This window comes from Anatilimnocola floriformis, from assembly GCF_024256385.1.
Classification (GTDB): Bacteria; Planctomycetota; Planctomycetia; order Pirellulales; family Pirellulaceae; genus Anatilimnocola; species Anatilimnocola floriformis.
This window is the reverse complement of record NZ_JAMLFW010000001.1, coordinates 2,666,193-2,685,250: the sequence shown is the minus strand read 5'-3', so window position 1 is coordinate 2,685,250 and position 19,058 is coordinate 2,666,193. Positions and strand designations below refer to the sequence as shown.

Genomic DNA, 19,058 nt, shown 5'->3' with positions numbered 1-19,058 from the left:
GTGCCGCTTACTCCGGCTTCAAGCCAGGAACTGCAACATTGGTTGGGCGACGGACGGTGTTGTCGTGCGACAACACTTTCTGCTTGCCCACAAAGTAGTTGTTGAAATCGGCGACGACCAGATTGTAAGTCGGCGCGACCGGCGATTCGCTGACCTCCGCCACTCGCGTCGGCCCGGTCGCCGTGTGCAGCACCATGCCGGACTCCAACTGCCGCGACTTCACCCAACCTTGGCCCGAAACCCAGAACAAGTGACCGCCGCTGGTTTCGAAGGTTTCGTTGCCCGCCTGAATCTTCACGAGCCTGCCGGGAGGACGAACCGTAGTGCGCAGCACCGGCTTGAAGGCCAGTTCGCCCGAGTCGATATCGCGCGACAACACCAGGTCACCGGCCAGAATTTTTTCGATGGCCACTTCGCCCCGCTCGGTCCACACCGGCGTGCCTGCAGCCAGGCAATCCATGCGGCCACCACTCGCGCTGATCGAGCGAGAGCCACTCCCGGCCTGTCCCGTGCCGTTGCCGCTGCCGAGCGAATTTGGACCCTGCTCGACCACGGCTACGGTGCGCGAGTGTTGAATCGTGGCAACGGCCTTGCTCCCCGTGGCGAAGACTTCATTCTGTTCGTTCCACCACGTCCACCATTCGTCGGGCACGGCTGGCAGCTTTTCCTGCGTCGCTGTGTTCAGCACCCAGGCGATCCGATCGTTGAGTGCCTCGGTCGCTCGATTTTGAGCGGCTGCCGCTTGTTCCAAGCGCCGCGCAGTCAGGCGAGCATCGCGAGCCGCAACGCCAAACGTCTGCTGACTGTCGCCGCCGGGCGCAGCGACTCGCTGATACGTCGTATCGAGAATCAACAACTCTTGCCGATCGGCGCCTTCACGCAAAAACATCTGCCGGTAACCGATTCTGCCGTTCGGCAGAGCCACTTCTGCGATCTGCGAAACCACGGGGGTGAACATCGAAGAAACCAGCATCGGCACATAGCTGTCACGATCGCAGGCCTGCAACTTCGTGGCCGCGGTATGCCGCACAAACAGCGATGGCGAAAAGACGGCATGCCGGGCCAGCGCGGCAATGGCGGCTGGATCGGTCATTTGCGCGGTCGCTTCGACGACTAGCAGCTCCATCTCTTCGCCGCGCGTACCGAGGACTTGCTGCATTGCAGGCAGCGCAGCTGGATCATGAATCTGCTTCAACTGGGCAGCAGCGGCTTCTCGTTTTGCGGCATCGCTGGCCGACAACTGAGCGGCCAGCTTGGTGAGATGTGGAGTCCAGTAAGCAATCGCCTTTTTCGCGGCTGCGTCTTGAGCTTGCTGTTTGTTGATCTCGTCGCGCAAAACCCAATCGTTGCCGATGTGGACAAAACCCAGTCGCTGTCGAGCCGCGGTGTGATCGGGACTCAACTCGCATACGCGCAGCAAGTGAACGCGTTCCTGCTCGCGGAGAAAATGCTTGCCACACCAGTCAGCCAGTTCCAACTGATCGACGACTGTGTCTTTGCTATTCGCCCGCTGATTTTCGTATCCCTTCAGCAGCGATTGCCGCTTCTTGTCCGAGCGGTCATCGAGCTTTACCCATTCGCCCGTTGTCGAACGAACATACCCATGCTGCCAGCGCGCCGCGGCATTGTCGGGGGCTTGTTCGAGTGCTGCCGAAAGGAGCTGCTCGCGATCAACGTCGAGGCCATACACTTCGCGCTGCAGCGCCTCGCGTACTGCGTCGTTGGCGATAGCGCTGGCTTTGTCAACTTTCTCGACCGCCAGCGAGAGCGCCGGCAACACTGCCAACGAAAGCAAAGAAAAGTATTCGCGCGACCATCCTGTCCCAGCGTTCATACGACCGCCTCCCGCCTGTTCCAAAAGAAAAGATCGCGACGGGATGCCCCAATCCGAGCCGCGACGTGGTCAGCATAGCGGAAGCAAACCAAGCGACGCAAACAATTTGCGGCTTGCTGCGAAATGCCAACTGCGAACACGTTGCCTGTGACAAACAGCCTTGCTTTCCGCCCTGCGCCGACTGTTTCACTGCCGGCTCGATGGGTTACGATTCTTTCTCGTGTTATTGGCCGTTCGGCTTTTCCCGAAAGTGATTCTGCCATGTTTCGAGTCTGGTGCGTCGTCACGCTGTTGTCGTTGACTTGTTTCGCCGCTGCCCAGGAACCGGTGGAGGATGCCAAAACCGATCTCGTCGGCCGGTCGCGCGAGGAATTCATCGTCACTCCGGTGAATCAACTCCTCACTCCGTTTGGTCGGTTGGTCGAACTGCCCGGTTTGCGGCCGCAGGCGCTGGCTCTTTCGCCCGATGGCAAAATGCTGGTGACCTCGGGCAAGACGAGTGAGCTCGTCGTCATCGAACCGGCCAAAGGTGAGATTCTGCAGCGCGTCAAACTTCCCGCTGACGACAAAACCGAGCCACCGGAAGCGCCGTCGACGAACATCCTCATGCCCGATACGAAGGGCATCGTCAGTTTTACTGGTCTGATCTTTTCCGCCGATGGCCAGAAGCTTTATCTGAGCAACGTGAATGGCTCGATCAAAGTCTTTGTCGTCACCGATGGAAAAATCGCTCCTTCGCATACGATTCATCTGCCGCTCGCCAACGCGCCGCGGCGAAAACCCGAGATTCCCAGCGGCCTGGCCCTCACCGCCGATGGCAAGCTGCTGTATGTCTGCGGCAACCTCTCGAACAAACTGCTCGAAATCGAAACCGCCACCGGCAAGACGCTCCGCACCTTCGACGTCGGCGCGGCGCCCTACGATGTGGTGCTCGTCGGCCACAAAGCCTACGTCAGCAACTGGGCCGGCCGTCGTCCTGGCGCTGGCGATCTTGTCGGCCCCGCTGGCCGGGGCACCGAAGTGCGCGTCGATCCCGTTCGCTTCATCGCCAGCGAAGGCTCGGTGAGCATTGTTGATCTCGAGGGAAAGCAGAAGACCGTCGAACTACTCACGGGTCTGCACGCCTGTGCTCTCGCGGTTTCGCCAGACAAAGAATACGTCGTCTGCGCGAACGCGGGCAGCGATAACATCAGCCTGATCGATGTCGCCAAGGAGCAAGTGATCGATACGATCTGGTGTAAACAAAAACCTTCCGACCTCTTCGGCGCTTCGCCCAACGCCCTCGCCTTTGCACCGAACGGCAAACGTCTGTACGTCGCCAATGGTTCGCAAAATGCCATCGCGGTGATCAAGTTCGATCCTGAAGACAAAGGGGAATCGGTTCTGCAAGGCTTGATCCCCGTTGGTTGGTTTCCCGGCGCGCTGGCCTTCGATGCCGAGCGAAAGCATATTTACGCGGCGAATATCAAAGGCATTCCACTTGCGCCGAAGAAGCAGCCAGGCTCGGGCGCAGAAGGGTTCAACTCGCATCATTACTCCGGTTCGGTTTCGCTCGTGCCATTGCCGGCCGATGCTCCGACGCTGGCCAAGCTTTCGCAGCGGGCCGCGGTAAACATGCGGCGCGGCCGCATCGCCCAGGCAGGGCAACCGCCGCGCCCAGATCAGCCGCCGCGGGCCATTCCTGAACGGATCGGTGAGCCGAGCAAGATCAAGCACGTCGTTTACATTCTCAAGGAGAACCGCACCTACGATCAGGTCTTCGGTGCGCTCAAACGCGGCCGCGGCCACGCCGATCTGTGCATCTTCGGCGAAAACGTCACGCCCAATCAGCACAAGATGGTCAATGACTTTGTGCTGCTCGACAACACTTACTGCGCCGGCATCCTCAGCGCCGACGGGCATCAGTGGAGCACCACGGCCTTCAGCACCGATTACATGGAGAAGAGCTTCGCCGGTTTTCCGCGGAGCTATCCCGACGGCATGGGCCCCGACGAAAGCGATGCCATCGCCTATTCGCCGGCCGGTTTTATTTGGGATAACGCGTTGCTCCACAAAAAGACGATTCGCAACTACGGCGAATTCATGGGCCCGGAAGTGAAGTACGCCGATCCGGCCAAGAAGGGTAACCCGAGTTTCCTAGCCTGCTATCGCACTTGGAGAGGCGAATCGAAGGAAGTGGTTTTCGCTTCGTCGCCGTCGGTCGAAAGCCTCAAGCCCTTTTCGCCGACGGCGTATGTCGGCTGGAACATGTCGGTGCCCGATCAGTTCCGCGCCGATTTCATCATCAACGAGCTGAAGGAATACGAAGCCAAGGGCGAGTTCCCGAACCTCGTGATCATCTGCCTGCCGCAGGATCACGGCAGTGGCACGAAGGTCGGCTGCCCTACGCCGTCGGCCTGCGTTGCCGACAACGATCTGGCCTTCGGACGCATTGCCGACGCGCTGAGTCACTCGAAATTCTGGAAGGATATGGCCATCTTTGCGATTGAAGACGATCCGCAAAATGGCTGGGATCACGTCAGCGGCTATCGCACAACCGCCTATGTGCTGAGCCCGTTTGCCAAACGCGGGGAACTCATCAGCACGCAGTACAACACGACGAGCTTGATCCGCACGATGGAACAAATCCTCGGCATGAAGCCGATGAATCAGTTCGACGCCTCGGCTGTGCCGATGTTCGATTGCTTCACCGACGAGCCAAACTTCAAGCCGTTCGATTCGGTGCCGACGAATATCCCGATCGACACGATGAACCCCGATCCCAAGTCAATCCTCGACCCGATCCTGCGGGAAGACGCCCTCGTCTCGGCGACGCTCAACTTCGCCGAGATCGACCGCGCGCCGGAAGACGTTCTCAATCGCATCATTTGGCGCAGCGTGAAAGGAAGCAAAGTGCCGTTCCCCGAATGGGCGGTGACTGCTGTAGAAGAAGATGAAGAGGAAGAAGCCCGTGAGCGACAGGGGAAGAATTAGAGCATTCACGTCAGTAAGGTCGCGTAGAACGAGGCCATGGTTCGTTCGAGCATTAACGTCGAGCCACTGGTCCGAAGCATGGCTTCGGACTACGTGACCCTAGCGCATTACTACCACACCACGATCTCATTGTTCTCAGCCAGATCGACATGCACGATCCGTTCTCGCGCGGTCGGATTGGCAAGGAGCCACTTGGCGAGCGGCGCGATGATGAGCTGTTCAACCGCGCGATGTAGCGGCCGGGCGCCATAGCGGGCGTCGTAACCAGCGGCCGCGAGATGATCGACGAGGGAGTCGCTCCATTCGAGGCGGAGATCGTTCTTGGCCAACCCTTCGCGCTGGGCGATGGCAGCCAATTCGCGACGGGCGAGGGAACGGATCGTCTCGCGCGAGAGTGGCTGGAAGGCGATGACCGAATCGATCCGGTTGTAGAACTCCGGGCGAAACGTTCCCATGGCAATCCGCTCGAAGGCTGGTTGGACGGTCGAATCGAAACCGACCGCGGCGCTCCGTTCTGCGCCGATATTGCTCGTCATCACAATCACCGCGCTGCGAAATGTCGTCGTCCGGCCGAAGCGATCGGTCAGGCGGCCTTCGTCGAGTACACCGAGCAATGCATCGAGAACTTCCGGCGCGGCTTTTTCGATTTCGTCGAAGAGGACCACGACAAACGGCTGACGACGAATCCGCTGGATGAACTCGCTCAACTGGCCATCGGCATTCTGAAACAGCCGCTGGGCCGCGCCGTAACCGGCATATTCGCTCATATCGAGGCGAACGAGCCGGTCTTTCATGTTGCCGGCGCCGAAAATGAAGCGCGACAGGGCCTTGGCCATTTCGGTTTTGCCGACGCCGGTCGGGCCGCAGAGGAGGAGCACGCCGAGCGGACGATTCGGGTCATTCAAGCCACTCTTGAGCGCGGTGACGACTCCGGCAGCAGCGGCGCAAGCCGCTTCCTGGCCGAGAACCTCGCCGCGGAAACGCGTGAGAACTTCCTCGTGCGGCAATGGCAGATCATCGCGCAGCAGCACTTCCGGCAAACCAGTGTCACGCTGAAACCGCGCGAGCACGTGGTGCTGAGTGAGCTTCGTCCGCTGTTCCTTGGCAGAGTCGTCCAGCAAGTGCCGCACGAACGCGGCACTCCGGCCGGGAAACGCCGCATACGGTTGAAACCGCTTGAACAGTCGATAAACAAGCCCGGCCAACCCTTCGTCGAGTTCCAACTTCTGATGCCGAGCGCCGGTTCGCAGCAACTCGTCGAGCAGCGCGCGGCCGTCAGTGGGCGAAAACTCGGGAATGTGAATAACCTGAAATTGATCGACGAGCCCCGGCAGCAACTGCCGGCAGGCGTCGAGCTCGGCGGGCGTCGTTTCGGCTACAAGTCGCAGTTCGCCGCGCTCGACGTAAGGATGCAGAAAGTTCGCGACGTTTGCGCCTTCTTTACCGCCGCCGACTGTCGCCAATTCGAGCAGGTCTTCCACGCAGAGCAGTCCGCCCTTTTCGCCCAGCTCGGCGATCATTTGTTCGCAACGCTGCTCCCATTGGCCGAGGTACTTCATGCCGGCGATGATTCGCGCGCCGCTGGTCAGCCAAAAGTTGCGGAGGGCTGTCGACTTCTTCTCTTCTTCTTCGGTTTGCTCTTCGCTGGGCTTTTTCACATTCGTCCGCTGCAACAGACGAATGGCTTCGACGAGGACGGTCGACTTGCCGCCGCCGCGCTCGCCGACGAGTAGCAGGCTCGCACGCTCATCCTTCAAATGTCCGGCGACCTGCCGGACTTCTTTATCGCGCAGCAACGCCCGTGGCCAACGACCGGCCCGGCCGCGTTGACCCAGTCGTTCGGCGACGCTGCTGAGCGCGGCATATTGCTCGGGTTTCTCGCGAATCGATTGGCGCTGATTGGGAACGTGGACGGCGTGCAAGCTGAATGCGCCGGGCATCAGATGCCGCGACAGATCGCGCGGCGTGAGCTTGCCGAGAGCTTGCTGCACCGCCTCTTTCACGAGATCCTCGATCGGATCTTGCGGCTGATAGGTCAAGCGAATGCCGAGTGTCGGAATGACGCAATGCAGCGCGCCGTCGCCGCGCTTGCCGTGAACGCAAGTGATTCGGAGTTCCAGCGGCGGGCTGACGGGATAAACGTAGTCCCCCGTGTTGTACTCGGCGCGGATGCGGACGCGATGATCGCGCAGCGACAGGTCGGCGAAATCGGCCGAACCCATGCCACCCGTTTGGCGAAAGTTCCAGATCAGATAACGCTTGAGCTGCAGCAGCGCGGCTGGCACGTTGACGTCGACGGCAGCGGCCCGCGCACCATCGAGCACGCTGGCCGTGAAAGCGCCCTGCGAGTCTTGCCAGACAACAACGGGAAAAGGTTGCGTCATGATTGCACCTCCGCTTCTTGATCATCCGCCCGTACGGCGAGTTCCGGCGGTAGCGGCAAACCGGCAAGCAGGAGTGTTTTCCATTCCTTCGTGGTCGGAAACGTCGGCTGCGTCAGACCGCTGCGCAGATCGATCGTCGACCCAGCTTCGTCGTAGAAGCGCAGGATGTTGCCGAGCGGGAATGGATCATCGGCAGCCGTTGCCTGACCGCTCCGCAATTGGACGAGCCCGTCATCATGTTGCTGACGCAACTCTTTGGCAGCCGTGGCAGCGTCGCCGCTGAAAGCCAGCACCCAGACCTGCACGGGAATCAGGTTTTCTTTTTGTTCGCAGAACATATGGATGCCAGCTTCGGCGCGGGCGAGCGGCCCGATTCCGGAACCGGACAGGTGCGCTACAAATCCTTCCGCGCGGTTGTCGCTAACGATCCGCGCGGAGAATCCGAACTCATCTTTGAAAACACTCAAAATAGTTTGCAGTTTCAGCACCAAGGCAGGACGGCTGATGCGTACCAGCGGCTTCAGCCAGAACAGCACATCCTGCGGCTCGCTGGCTGACGCGAGCATGGTTTGCAGATGGGCCGCTTCATAACGCAGATCGAGCAACCGGGCCGCAGTTGCTTCAGGCTTTGGTTTTTGGGCAGCTTCGGTGAGATAATCGTGAACATCCTGCGCTGAAGCGAAGTCGCGCAACAAACTGCCGATCGGCACGCGGCGCATGTAATTGCGAGTCAGCTCTTTGGTGGGCCCAACAATGCGTGGCGTCGTCGCCGAAACCGGACCAGCCGAGGCTGCTTTCGCAACCAGTTCGCTGACGTCGCGGTGCATCTCGCGCAGTTGTTGCAGTTGCTCCTTGAGGGCGTAGTAACGAATCTGCTCCGCCGAAAGCCCTCGGCCACCGCCGCTGCTGGCGGGGCGATGCGATTCGAGTTCATCTTCCACGCGATCGAGAAACCCGGCGATGCGGCGGATCTTCTCGGCTGGCTCGGCATCATCGAACGCATGACAATCGTTGGCTTGCACGCTGCCCAGCGGTTGCACTGCAGCCGTCACACCCTCGGGGGCGGGATAAACGGTGATGACCGCGGGGAGCTCAGGGTTCACCCCCGACAGGCTCGCCGCGACGGGATGCATCAGCTGTTGTTCGATGGCTCGCTTCAGTGCTCGCGCGCCGAACTGAGGGTGATAGCCGGCATCGACGATGCTCTCCATCGCGGCTTCATGCACGCAGAGCGCGCAGCGGCGACGCACCAGGCCGTCGCGGCGGAAAATATCTTCGAGCAACAGCTGCGCGATGTTCCGCATCTGGTCGCGCGATAATGATTCGAACGGAATCACTCGATCGATGCGGTTGAAAAACTCCGGCCGGAAAAAGCTTTCGGCCGCTTTGACGAACACGTGCTGCCGCGAAGCCGGGTTATTCGCGAGACCGATTTGGCCGCCGTGGGCCGTTCCCAGATTCGAGGTCATCACCACCACGGTGTTCGAAAAATCGGCAGTCCGGCCCAAAGCATCGGTCAGCCGCCCTTCGCCGGTCACTTGCAGCAGCAGGTCGAAGACATCTGGATGCGCCTTTTCAATTTCATCGAGCAGCACGATCGAAAACGGTTGACGGCGAACGGCCGATGTCAGCAGACCATCGGGCTCTCCCGGTGTGCCGAGCAACTGTGCCGCAGCCGACGGCGAGGCGTATTCATTCATATCGAATCGCAACAGCCGGGCCGGATCGCTGTACATGACCTCGGCGAGAACCTTGGCGCATTGCGTCTTGCCCACTCCGGTCGGGCCGAGAAAGAGGAGTACCGCGAGCGGATGAGATCGATCGGCGAGGCGCGCCTTGGCGATGGTCACCACGTCGGCGGCAGCGGAAACGGCTGCTTCCTGGCCGATCATGCGTTGTTGCAGGTTCTTCAGCACTTCGCTGCGATTGAGCTGAATCTGTTCATCAAGAATCGACAAAGCTAAGCCGGTTTTGCGATGAAACTCGTCATACACTTCGCGGCGGGCAATCGTGCGCGAGGGCATCTTCAGCGCGAGTTGCCGCGCAAAGGCGGCGCTCTTGCCCGGGAAAGCGGCGTCGCGAATGTAGCCTTGCTGCAGCTGCAGCATTGACGGCAGCGCATCGAGGTTGAACTTGAGATGATGTTCCGCTTCTAAGTTGCGCAGCACTTGAATCATCACGCGACGCGTCGCTTCCTCGCCCATCGCATCGACGCGTATCACATGAAACTGATCGGCCAGGCCGCGATCGCGTTCACAAAACGTTTGCCAGGCTTCGGGCGTCATTTCGGCGAGCACGCGCACTTCGCGGCGTTGGATGAATGGCTTGATGACGTCGGCTGCGCACAGACTGGCGTCGCGACTGATCCCTGCTCGATACAAGCCGAGGAAATCGTCGAAGTAAAGCACATGGCGTTGCTTGCGAGCGACTTTGAGAATCGCCTGCAGCCGACCTTCCCACTGGCCGACATACATCATGCCGCTGATGAGCCGCTGCGGCGATAACAGCCAGACGTTGAGCTTGGCGGAGTAGGGTTTGCCGCGGCGCGCGACGCGTCGACGAACCGTTTCGTGCAGCACGGTGGTTTTGCCGGCGAGCCGCGGGCCGACGAGCACGATTGGTCGGCAGTCCTGACCATCGAGCAAATGGTACAGCTGAGAAACCTCGCGATCGCGGCCAACGGCCTGGTGCAGTTCAGCCGGATAGAGCCAATCGAGACAACGGCCGACGCGTTGCAGTTCGACGCCGCCATCGACGCGCGTGTCGTCGAGGAGTGCGGCGAAGGCGCGAGCCATTTTCTTTTCATCGAAGGGGCGTGTGTTTACCTCGATGTCGACCGTGCTAATCCAGGCTTGGCCGGGGATGGCTTCGTCCTCGGGGCGAACCTCGGCATCGTGACCGAGCACCTTTTCCAATTCGCGATAGTGATGCTGGATCGCTCGCGTGGCTTCGGCTTCGAGCTGCGCGTCGGTTTCGTATTCGAACCAGACCATTGGGAGCGATGGCGTGAAGGCGACGCGGCGTTCGAGGGCGGCAAATGTGGCGAACAAGAAACGGACGCGCGCCTGGCGATGCTTCAACTCGATGGTGAGCTTGATCACTCGCGATTGCAGCGGCGGCGAGAACGCGGCTTGCATCAGGTCTTCGTGCCGATCCTGCCGACCAAGGCCGTCGAGTTGTTCTTTCAGCCGTTTGTTGAATTTGCCCATCGCCAGGCCCAGATGCGCATCGGCTGCCTGCGGCCCGTGCATGAACAACGTGCGAACGTGATGGATCGGGCGGCCCCCTTCGCGGCGGACCTCGATGTAAATCGGCAGTGTCAGTTCCATTGATCGAGCAAGGCCCAAATGCGATTGGCAAGGTGTGCTTCGGCCGCGGCGGCAACCGCAGGCTCGAGCTGTTTGTCGACGATGGGAAAAGTCTGATTCAAATACGGATCGATCACGACTTTGTCGTACTTTGCATACCGGCGACGACAGCGGAGATTGGCATAGGAGCCGACGCGGCCGATGTTGGGTGGCGGTTCGAAACCAATCAACGGCATCGGTATAGCTTCGACATTGCAAACCAGTCGGCGGTTCGCGGACATTTCAAAAAGATGCGCGCCGCCTTCAGATTGCAGCAGCGAGATCGAGTGAGCATGCTTCGTTTCGAGCGCCAGCCCAATACATTCGTCCGGTGGATCGGCAATTCCCGCCAGGGTCGGCTCCCACACATCGAGAAGTACCGGACGCTTCTCCACCACGCCCTTCTCGGTGAGCGTGTCGACGATGTGCGGCAATTGCATGGCGGGCCAAATCTTGCTGCGGCGCTCGCCGGTGAACTGCGCGCTGTGCAGTCGCAGCCAATGGAGTTCTGGCCGCGGCCCACGCAACTCGATCAGGTTGGCATAGATCTGGCCAAGCTCGCAGACGTGCGAAATGTCTTCGCCCGTGATTACCAGCGTCAACGTCGACGGCCGATCATCCTGCTGCAGATATAGATCAAAGAGCAGTTCGCGCAGATCTTTGGCCAGGCCCTGCTGGGTGTCGCTGGTCGTCACGGCTGAGAGCGGACGAGCGGCGTACAAATCCTGCAACGCCATTTCTTCCAGCGCAAAGACATCGGCTGTCAGGCTATCGACGCGCTGCAGCAATTTTTCTTGCCGCAGTGCCTTGGCGTCTTGCGGCGAGAACTGGAACTTCGGCTCGTGGCCGCGCTTGCGAGCCTTCTTTCGCTCTTGCTTCTGAACCTGTCGCAGACGGTGGATCTCGTTGCGGGCCTGCAAAAGCGAACCGCTCTGCCGCAGCTGTTGCAGCTTGCGGCGGAGATCGACCACGTCGTTCACGATGGCCAGCGTGTTGTTATCAGCAGTTCCGCCGAAGGCACCTTTACTCAAGGCTGGCCGCGCTGCCGATTCGATCGTCAGCTGGCCGTCGCCGGTTTTAACCGTGCTGTCGATAATGACATCGCCGGCGTAACGAGTGAGCTGTTCCGCCAGTGGCGCAACCAGTTGCCGTTCGATCGCGCGCTTGAGCGGCCGCGCGCCGTAGCGTGGGTCAAATCCGTTGGCGGCGAGCTGATCGACGACGCCCGGCTCGATGGTGAGATTCAAATTGCGCAGGCGAATGCCATCACGGGCTGTGACTCGTTCGATCTCACGTTGGGCGATGCTGTTGATCGTGCGCTGATCGAGCGGCGCGAAGGGGACGATTCGATCGAGCCGGTTGAACATTTCAGGCCGCAGATAGTTTTTCACCTCCTGCTCGAAGTGCCGTTCGGCGTGTTGTTCGAGCGCTCGCTCGCCGCCGAAGCCGACGTTGGCCTGGCGGAACGATTCGGCGCCGAGATTCGACGTCATGATGACAACGGTACTCGTGAAATCGGCGACGCGGCCCGCGCCGTCGGTCAAACGTCCCTCGCCGAGGACTTGCAGTAACACATCGAAAAACAGCGGATGAGCTTTCTCGAATTCGTCGAGCAGCACGACCATGAATGGCTGATCGCGGACCTTTTGCGTGAGCAAACCTTGCGTCGTAAAGGTGCCGCCGATGAGTCGTTCGATGGCGTGTGCGTGGGCATATTCGCTCATGTCGAAGCGAATCATGCGGTGCGGATCTTGATAGAGAAACTCCGCCAGCGACTTGGCCATCTCGGTTTTGCCGACGCCGGTCGGGCCGATGAAGAGGACTGACGCGATCGGTTTGCCGCCGCGGGCGAGGCCCGCTTTGACGGCAGCGATGAGATCGACGACGAGATCGACCGGCTGCGGCTGACCGATCACGCGCTGCTGAAACCAGCGGCGAGTTGCTTCGACATCGAGCGGCACGGCGTCGTCGAGCATGAACAGCGGCAGGCCCGTTTCTTGCGAAAACTCCTTTGTCACTTCCGAAGCGGTGATCGTGTGTTTTTCGTCGCGATCTTCCAGCATGTTGCGCAGGAAGCGGAGTGGCCGACCCGGCGCAGCGCTGTAAGCCGCGTAGCGTCGATGCAAGCGATCAAGCACACCGAGCGCAGCAGGCTCGATCACTTGCGCTGCCGATTCCAAGCCACTGCCGGCGACTTGTTGCAAGATGCTGCGGGTCTGCTCCGGCGTGCTCTCGGCGATTTCGATTTGCACAAAGGCTTCGAGGAGCTGCGGATCTTCACGCTCGATGGCAGCGATTTGCTGCGGCGTACATTCAGCGATTGCGAGCAGCGTGCCGCGCGCGATCGCAGGACAGAGGAGCGAAGCAATGCCTTGCTGATTGCCGCCACCCTTGCCGACCTCGATCAACTCAGCGAGATGATCGAGATGAACGACGGCCCGCGTGCGGGCGGCTTCCTTGAGTAGCTTCTGACAACGTTCCTGCCACATGCCGAAGCCGGTCATGCCGGCGACGATGCGCGAACCGCTGGTTGACCACAGTTGCCGGTCGGCGAGGCCCAGGGAACCGCGGAGCCGCGCGAGCTCGCGGACCACGGCAGTCTTTCCAACTCCTGACTTGCCAACCAGGAGCACGCTGCGCGGCAGCGGCCCGGCCAGCGTTTCAGCCAATCGCTGCACTTCGCTAGTTCGTTCGTAGGTTTTCTCGCGTTCGCGCTTGGTCCAAGTCTGCGTGAGGTCGAAGGCGACCTGCTTGAGAATGGAGATTTCCTTTGCGGCGGCTTTCTCTTTTTCCACGGCAGCTTGCTTGAGCGTGGGCAGTTTCACTTGCAAGCTTAACGGCCGCAGCTGCAGTGAACGCCGATGATCGAGCAGTACGAGTCGCTGCAGGTGCGAAGCCGTGGCCTGTCGCGAGAGGGCCGAGCGAATTTGTGGTTCGAGCTGCGCAGCGAGTTCCTTTTCGTTCGGCGCCAGAATCTCGATCTGCAGCGCGGGAAAAAACGCGATCACCGCGTCCGCGGCGGGTACGCCCGTTAAGGGACCGTGTTGCCACTGGACGTAGTGCAATTTGAGCGTAACCGGATTTGTTCGATAACGATCGCCGCGGATCGGAGGCACTTCGATGGCGATCTCTTTTACCTCCGGCAATTCACCGAGGCGGCAGCGCCAGGCTTCTTCGGGCGGTAGTTTTTTGATTTGCGCGCGCAGCCGCTTGCCGAGCGTTTTGCGCAAGCGGCCGAGATCGGTTTGCAGTAGCGACACGCCGGGAAACAGGAGTGACTCGGCGAGGAGCGTTTCATCGGCCAGCGTTTGCACAAGGGCCGCGAGCCGCCAGGTGAATTTGGGCATGTGGTTTTTCGATATCGTCGAGCGAGTCATTTCATCAAGCGACAACGAAAGCGGCGTCGTGGTTCACGGTGTTATCGTGAGGACGGCACTAAACCAGCTTCCACCCGGCCCGATACTCACGGCGGATGATCGGATCGGCTTCGGGAACCCCCTTGGCCTTCAGGTTCGTGGCGTCCCATTCGATCTTCTTGCCGGTGCGATACGCCACGTTCCCCAAGTGATTGGCTTCCGTTAGCAGCCCGGCATATTCAAAGTTGCAAGTCGTCGGCGCACCGGTTTTGCAGGCGTGCAGCCATTCGGCGTGATGGCCGATTGATTTGGGAATGAACGGCTCGGGGCGTGCGAAATCCTTGAAATCATCTTCGGGGAGCAACACATGCTTGCCATAGTCGGAGAGGAGCATTCCCTTGTCGCCGATGAAGAGGCAGCCGCTGTCCCATTGCGGAATGCCTTTGTCCTGCCAGATCTGCGGCTTGTTCACGCCCTGATACCAGATCATTTTCACCGCGGGCATGTCGCCGCGGGCGTCGTATTCATAAGTGGCCTGCATCGAAGCCGGCGCGAGCTCGGCGTGCGGCGGCGGCCCCTCGGCTGTGATGACGCGCGGCGTTTGCAGCTTGAGCGCCCAGAACGGCAAGTCGTTCCAATGACTACCGAGGTCGGACATCGTGCCGCTGCCAAAATCCCACCAGCGATACCACTTCGGCCCGGGAAAATAGACTTCATGAAACGGCCGTTCCGGCGCCGGCCCGAGCCACAAATCCCAATCGAGGTTGGCTGGAATCGGTGAAGTCTCCGCAGGCCGTTCTTGCAGATTCACGATGTCGCCGAATTTTTTGGCGTCTTCCGGCGACTGCCGTCCCCAAGCGCGCGAGACCCACACGTGACATTCGCGGACCGGCCCAATCGCGCCGGCTTGAATCAACTCGACCACGCGCCGATAGTTATCGCCGGCGTGAATCTGAGTTCCCATCTGAGTCGCAACTTTGGCTTTCGCCGCGGCTTCGCGAATGATGCGAGCTTCCCAAATGCTGTGGGTTAGCGGCTTTTCGCAATACACATGCTTGCCGAGTTGCAGCGCCGGCAATGTCGCAAAGGCATGTGTGTGTTCGCAACAGCTGACGACGACGGCATCGAACTCTTTGTCCTTATCAAACAGGCGGCGGAAATCAGTCGTGCGACGGGCCTGTTGAAATTTCTCCCCTTCGCGGTCGACATGCGAGCTATTCACATCGCACAGGCCGACGATATTTTCCGACTGCACCGAAGACAGATTGCTGCCGCCGCGCCCGCCGCAGCCGACGATCGCGATGTTGAGTTTGCTGTTGAGATTTTGGCCGCGCAGAAATGCGGGCGCACCAGAGAGAAGACTCGCAGCCGCCGTCGTCTGCAGAAACTGGCGGCGGGACAGAGCACGATCGCGAACCATCTTCGATCCTCCTCGCTAGCGGTGTTTAAGAAGCCGCAATCGTAACAGCCGCACACCACGATGAGAATCAGCGCGGCGGACATGCTGAAACGCACGCCAATGACGGGCAATCAGGCATGCTGGTCACTCACCGAGCACGACAAGCTGTCGATTCGGGCACAACTCGCCGCTTTGCTATCAAAATCGGCACCTCCGCGGTGGCATGTTATATGCCCCAGGCTTACTCAACAGCTGCGGGCGATTTCGCAGCACCACCTGAATCATTGAAAAGAGGTTGTTATGCGATGTTGCTATGGAATTTTGTTGCTGGGCCTATTCGCAGGCTGCATGAATTCGGATTCCAACCCAGCAGCCAATGCGCCGGCCAATCCGGATGGAACTCACACGGTAAACAAGCCGGTGAGCAAAGATCCGACCACCAAACCAGACGATCTGATGCAGACGCGGCGTGACAACACCGCCGTGAACGAGCGCGACCAGAACTCGGGCGATAAGACGCCCTTTGACCAAGGGAACAACAAGGAAGATATCCGGATCACCTCCGAAATTCGCCAGAAGATCGTCAATCACGAAGGGATGAGCATCAATGCTCGCAACGTGAAGATCATCACGGCTGGCGGCATGGTGACCTTACGCGGTCCGGTCAATTCGCAGGACGAAAAGAACACGATCGAGAAGTTCGCCAAGGATGTCGCCACCAACGACAAGGTCAACAGCGAACTCGAAGTTGCTCCTTAGTTCTCTTCCCTCGAAGCATTCTCTCCAAATCACAATTTAGCTCTCCACTCAAGGAAAATAATCATGTCTAGCGTCTACTGCTTAGCGAAAACCAATGGTCAAGCCGTCCGCATCGCCGATCGTCTGCGTGCTGCCGGTTTCAATTCGAACGACATCTCAGTTCTCTGTCCCGATTGCGACAGCACGCGCGACTTCGCGATCGACAACTCGACGAAGGCCCCGGAGGGGACCGCGATCGGCGCCGGCACGGGCGCTGTCATCGGCGGCACGCTCGGCTGGCTCGCGGGAATCGGGATGCTTGCCATTCCGGGTTTGGGACCATTCATCGCGGCCGGCCCGATCATGGCTGCTCTCTCTGGCGCTGCGGCTGGCGGAACCGTCGGCGGCATCTCCGGTGCGCTGATCGGGCTCGGTGTCCCCGAGTATGAAGCCCAACGCTACGAAGGAAAGCTAAAGGATGGCCATATCCTGCTGTCGGTCCACACCGAAACGAGCGCTCAGACCGCGCGCGTCCGCCAGATTTTCAGCGAAGAAAAGGCCGAAGATATTTCGACGGGCGCTGAAGTCGCCGTCGCCCACCACTAGAATGAAACTTCGTCGCGGGAGCCGAGCGATTCGGCTCCCGCTTTTTTTTGCGCTGGAGAAGCTGTGAAGCACTTGCCCGCCAGCCCGACACGATCGATCTCGCCGCCGCATGCATCCCCGCCGAGTGAAGCTGCGAAAACAGCCGAGATCGAGCCGCAGTCACAACCCGCGCCGGCCTGGCCGATGGTGGTGTTGGCGACACTTAGCATCGTCGCGGCACTCTACTTTGCCCGCGATTTGCTGATTCCGATCGTACTCGCTCTGCTGCTCGCGTTCCTGCTTATGCCCCTGATGCGGCAACTGCGCAGTTGGCGAGTGCCCGACATTGCCTCGGCATTTGTGCTGGTGGCAGCCGTGGTTTCGTTGTTTGCCGTGGGAGTTCTCACGCTTGCAGGCCAGGCGCAGCATTGGCTCGCCGATGCGCCGCGGGTGCTGAATCGCGCCAGCCAACTCTTGCCGACCGAGAGTGGTCCTCTTAAGAATCTGAAACAAGCGACTGCGGCCGTGCAACAACTGACGCGCGGCACGGGCGATGCCAAGCCGCTCGCCGTTGAGGTCTCTTCGCACGATGGAATGCTCACCGCGCTGGGCGTGAGCACGCACTTCGTCGCCGCGGCCGTCATCGTGTTCGTACTGGCGTTCTTTCTACTCGCGTTCAATTCGCAACTCCTCAACCAAGCCGTCGAGAGTCGCGAGACGTTTTCGGAAAAACGGAGCATCGTGCAATTACTGAAGAACATCGAGAACGGCATTTCGCGTTATCTATTCACCGTGACCATCATCAACTGCTGCCTGGGTTTGGCGACCAGCATTCTGCTGTGGCTGATGAATGTTCCCAATCCGATTCTATGGGGCGTGCTCGTCACGACGCTGAATTACGTGCCGCACGTCGGCGCGTTCATTTGCATGGGCGTGCTCTTCCTCGTCGGCGCGGTGACTCACGAGTCACTCTGGTATGGCCTGGCCATCGCGAGCATGTTCGCCGTCCTCACCTCGCTCGAGAGTTATCTCATCACGCCGCTCGTGCTTAGCCGTTCGCTGCAACTTTCGCCGCTGGCGATCATCTTGTCGATTCTCTTCTGGGGTTGGCTGTGGGGAATCGCTGGCGGCCTGATGGCAGCGCCGCTGCTGGCCATGCTCAAGATCACCTGCGATCAGTTTGACTCGCTGCAGGGTTTGGCGGCGCTGCTGGGAGGCGAAGGAGAGAAGTCGGGTGAAGAGAAAAAGAAGCTCGCAGTGTGAACTGAAAAGGCAGCCCGACGCGTGAGCGAGGGTTTGGGCGCGAGGACACGTGGTGTGGCAACGTGCGAGAGCACAAAAACGGTGGTGCTGCCGCACGTTGGTAGTGTGGCTGACTCCAGTTGCCCAATCCCTCGCTCACGCGTCGGGCTACCTTTTACCTCGCTTACGCTTCGGCATTCGGAGTAGCTGTTCACGCTGGTGCTGATTTCGGGAGGGCGAGGCTCCCGCCGAGCCGCGCCGGTCGAAAGCAGTCGCCAACGGCCTTCGCAATTCCACCTCGGCGGCTCGGCGGGAGCCTCGCCCTCCCGTCGCTTGCCGCGCCAGCGTCGCTGGCGTGAACGGCTACATCCGGGAAAATTCGCGGACCTAAGTTGTCAGCAGCCGTTGTCCAATAGGTTGAGGATCATTCTCTACTTATTGCGGAGTCAGGCCATGGTTGCGCAGCAATGTATTTCCGAAAGCACCACCAAGGAATTGCACGATCTCGACATCTTTTACCTGGTGCGGGTCAAAATGAAGTCGGTCGAGGTCGTTGCCGACATGCTCGAAACGAACTATTTCGAAATCCAGCAGGCGGTTGACCGAGTCACCAAACGCCTGCTCGCTGCGGCGCCGATCGATGAAGACCCAGTTGCAGCTCGCCGGCGAAAATATCTCAGCGAGCAGGTGGCCGTCGAGCGGTTGACCTGGCTGTTCAACCTGGCGATCCAGGCCCATCGGCGTTCGATGAATGATGTGACTGTCACGCGACGAGTGGGCAACGACAAGCCGGTCACGACCACTCGCACGAGCGCGGGCGATCAACGCTGGGTGCAGGCCGCGGGCAAATTGGCGCAGATGTTGATCAAGCTTTCTGCGCAGTCGCTGCACGACCCGCTGATGGAAGAGATCGTCCGCGACAACACGGCTGAACTGGCGGCGAACCCACCGAAAGAGGACTGTTCAACCAAGTCGGCTGAGTCGCCGCTCGCGCATTCGGTCGAGGCTCAGGAATTTGCCGCAACTGCTCTGGAAATGAGGTCTTGCATGGAGTCGCACTTGGCTTCGCAAGAGGCTGCGAAGGATGCGCGGCGCACTGTTCAACCCGCTGTTCACGCGACTGTTCAGCCTCACAAGCAACCCAACTCAACCGCGGCCCGGCGAGAGCGTGCGCGGGCTGAATTTTTGAGTGGTTAGCGA

At 60.1% G+C, this 19,058-nt stretch carries 10 protein-coding genes; 5 read left to right on the top strand and 5 right to left on the bottom strand.

The genetic code is table 11. The annotated features are described in order from the left end of the window. Positions 1-7: 7 nt before the first annotated feature. On the bottom strand, positions 8-1,834 hold the full coding sequence (locus M9Q49_RS10385) for a polymorphic toxin-type HINT domain-containing protein (protein WP_254508673.1): 1,827 nt from the start codon (positions 1,832-1,834) through the stop codon (positions 8-10). A gap of 261 nt (positions 1,835-2,095) precedes the next feature. Between M9Q49_RS10385 and M9Q49_RS10380 the strand changes: the two genes are divergently transcribed. Next, the gene (locus tag M9Q49_RS10380; protein WP_254508672.1) at positions 2,096-4,807 is read left to right on the top strand and encodes a beta-propeller fold lactonase family protein; all 2,712 of its coding nucleotides are present in this window, start codon (positions 2,096-2,098) and stop codon (positions 4,805-4,807) included. A gap of 110 nt (positions 4,808-4,917) precedes the next feature. On the opposite strand, the gene M9Q49_RS10375 is transcribed toward M9Q49_RS10380, so the two are convergent. From M9Q49_RS10375 to M9Q49_RS10360, 4 genes are all read right to left on the bottom strand, one after another. After that, on the bottom strand, positions 4,918-7,191 hold the full coding sequence (locus M9Q49_RS10375; protein WP_254508671.1) for an AAA family ATPase: 2,274 nt from the start codon (positions 7,189-7,191) through the stop codon (positions 4,918-4,920). Continuing rightward, positions 7,188-10,520, bottom strand: coding sequence for an AAA family ATPase (locus M9Q49_RS10370; RefSeq protein ID WP_254508670.1), 3,333 nt, complete (start codon positions 10,518-10,520; stop codon positions 7,188-7,190). The genes M9Q49_RS10375 and M9Q49_RS10370 overlap by 4 nt, the downstream gene beginning before the upstream one ends. Next, the gene (locus tag M9Q49_RS10365) at positions 10,511-13,885 is read right to left on the bottom strand and encodes an AAA family ATPase (RefSeq protein WP_254508669.1); all 3,375 of its coding nucleotides are present in this window, start codon (positions 13,883-13,885) and stop codon (positions 10,511-10,513) included. The genes M9Q49_RS10370 and M9Q49_RS10365 overlap by 10 nt, the downstream gene beginning before the upstream one ends. A gap of 88 nt (positions 13,886-13,973) precedes the next feature. Then, positions 13,974-15,314 carry a Gfo/Idh/MocA family protein gene (locus M9Q49_RS10360; protein ID WP_254508668.1) on the bottom strand — a complete coding sequence of 447 codons (1,341 nt, stop codon included), beginning with the start codon at positions 15,312-15,314 and terminating at the stop codon, positions 13,974-13,976. Between the two features lie 327 nt (positions 15,315-15,641). Here M9Q49_RS10360 and M9Q49_RS10355 point away from each other — a divergent pair, with 327 nt between their 5' ends. The 4 genes from M9Q49_RS10355 to M9Q49_RS10340 all read left to right on the top strand — a co-directional run bounded on the left by M9Q49_RS10355 (position 15,642) and on the right by M9Q49_RS10340 (position 19,055). Then, positions 15,642-16,052: a BON domain-containing protein gene (locus M9Q49_RS10355; RefSeq protein ID WP_254508667.1), complete on the top strand. Its 411-nt coding sequence runs from the start codon at positions 15,642-15,644 to the stop codon at positions 16,050-16,052. A 63-nt stretch (positions 16,053-16,115) separates the two neighbouring features. After that, on the top strand, positions 16,116-16,637 hold the full coding sequence (locus M9Q49_RS10350; RefSeq protein ID WP_254508666.1) for a general stress protein: 522 nt from the start codon (positions 16,116-16,118) through the stop codon (positions 16,635-16,637). Positions 16,638-16,700: 63 nt separating this feature from the next. After that, positions 16,701-17,879 (top strand): AI-2E family transporter, encoded by a 1,179-nt coding sequence (locus tag M9Q49_RS10345; RefSeq protein WP_254508665.1) that lies wholly within the window; start codon positions 16,701-16,703, stop codon positions 17,877-17,879. A gap of 432 nt (positions 17,880-18,311) precedes the next feature. Then, positions 18,312-19,055 carry a hypothetical protein gene (locus M9Q49_RS10340; RefSeq protein WP_254508664.1) on the top strand — a complete coding sequence of 248 codons (744 nt, stop codon included), beginning with the start codon at positions 18,312-18,314 and terminating at the stop codon, positions 19,053-19,055. Positions 19,056-19,058: the final 3 nt, after the last annotated feature.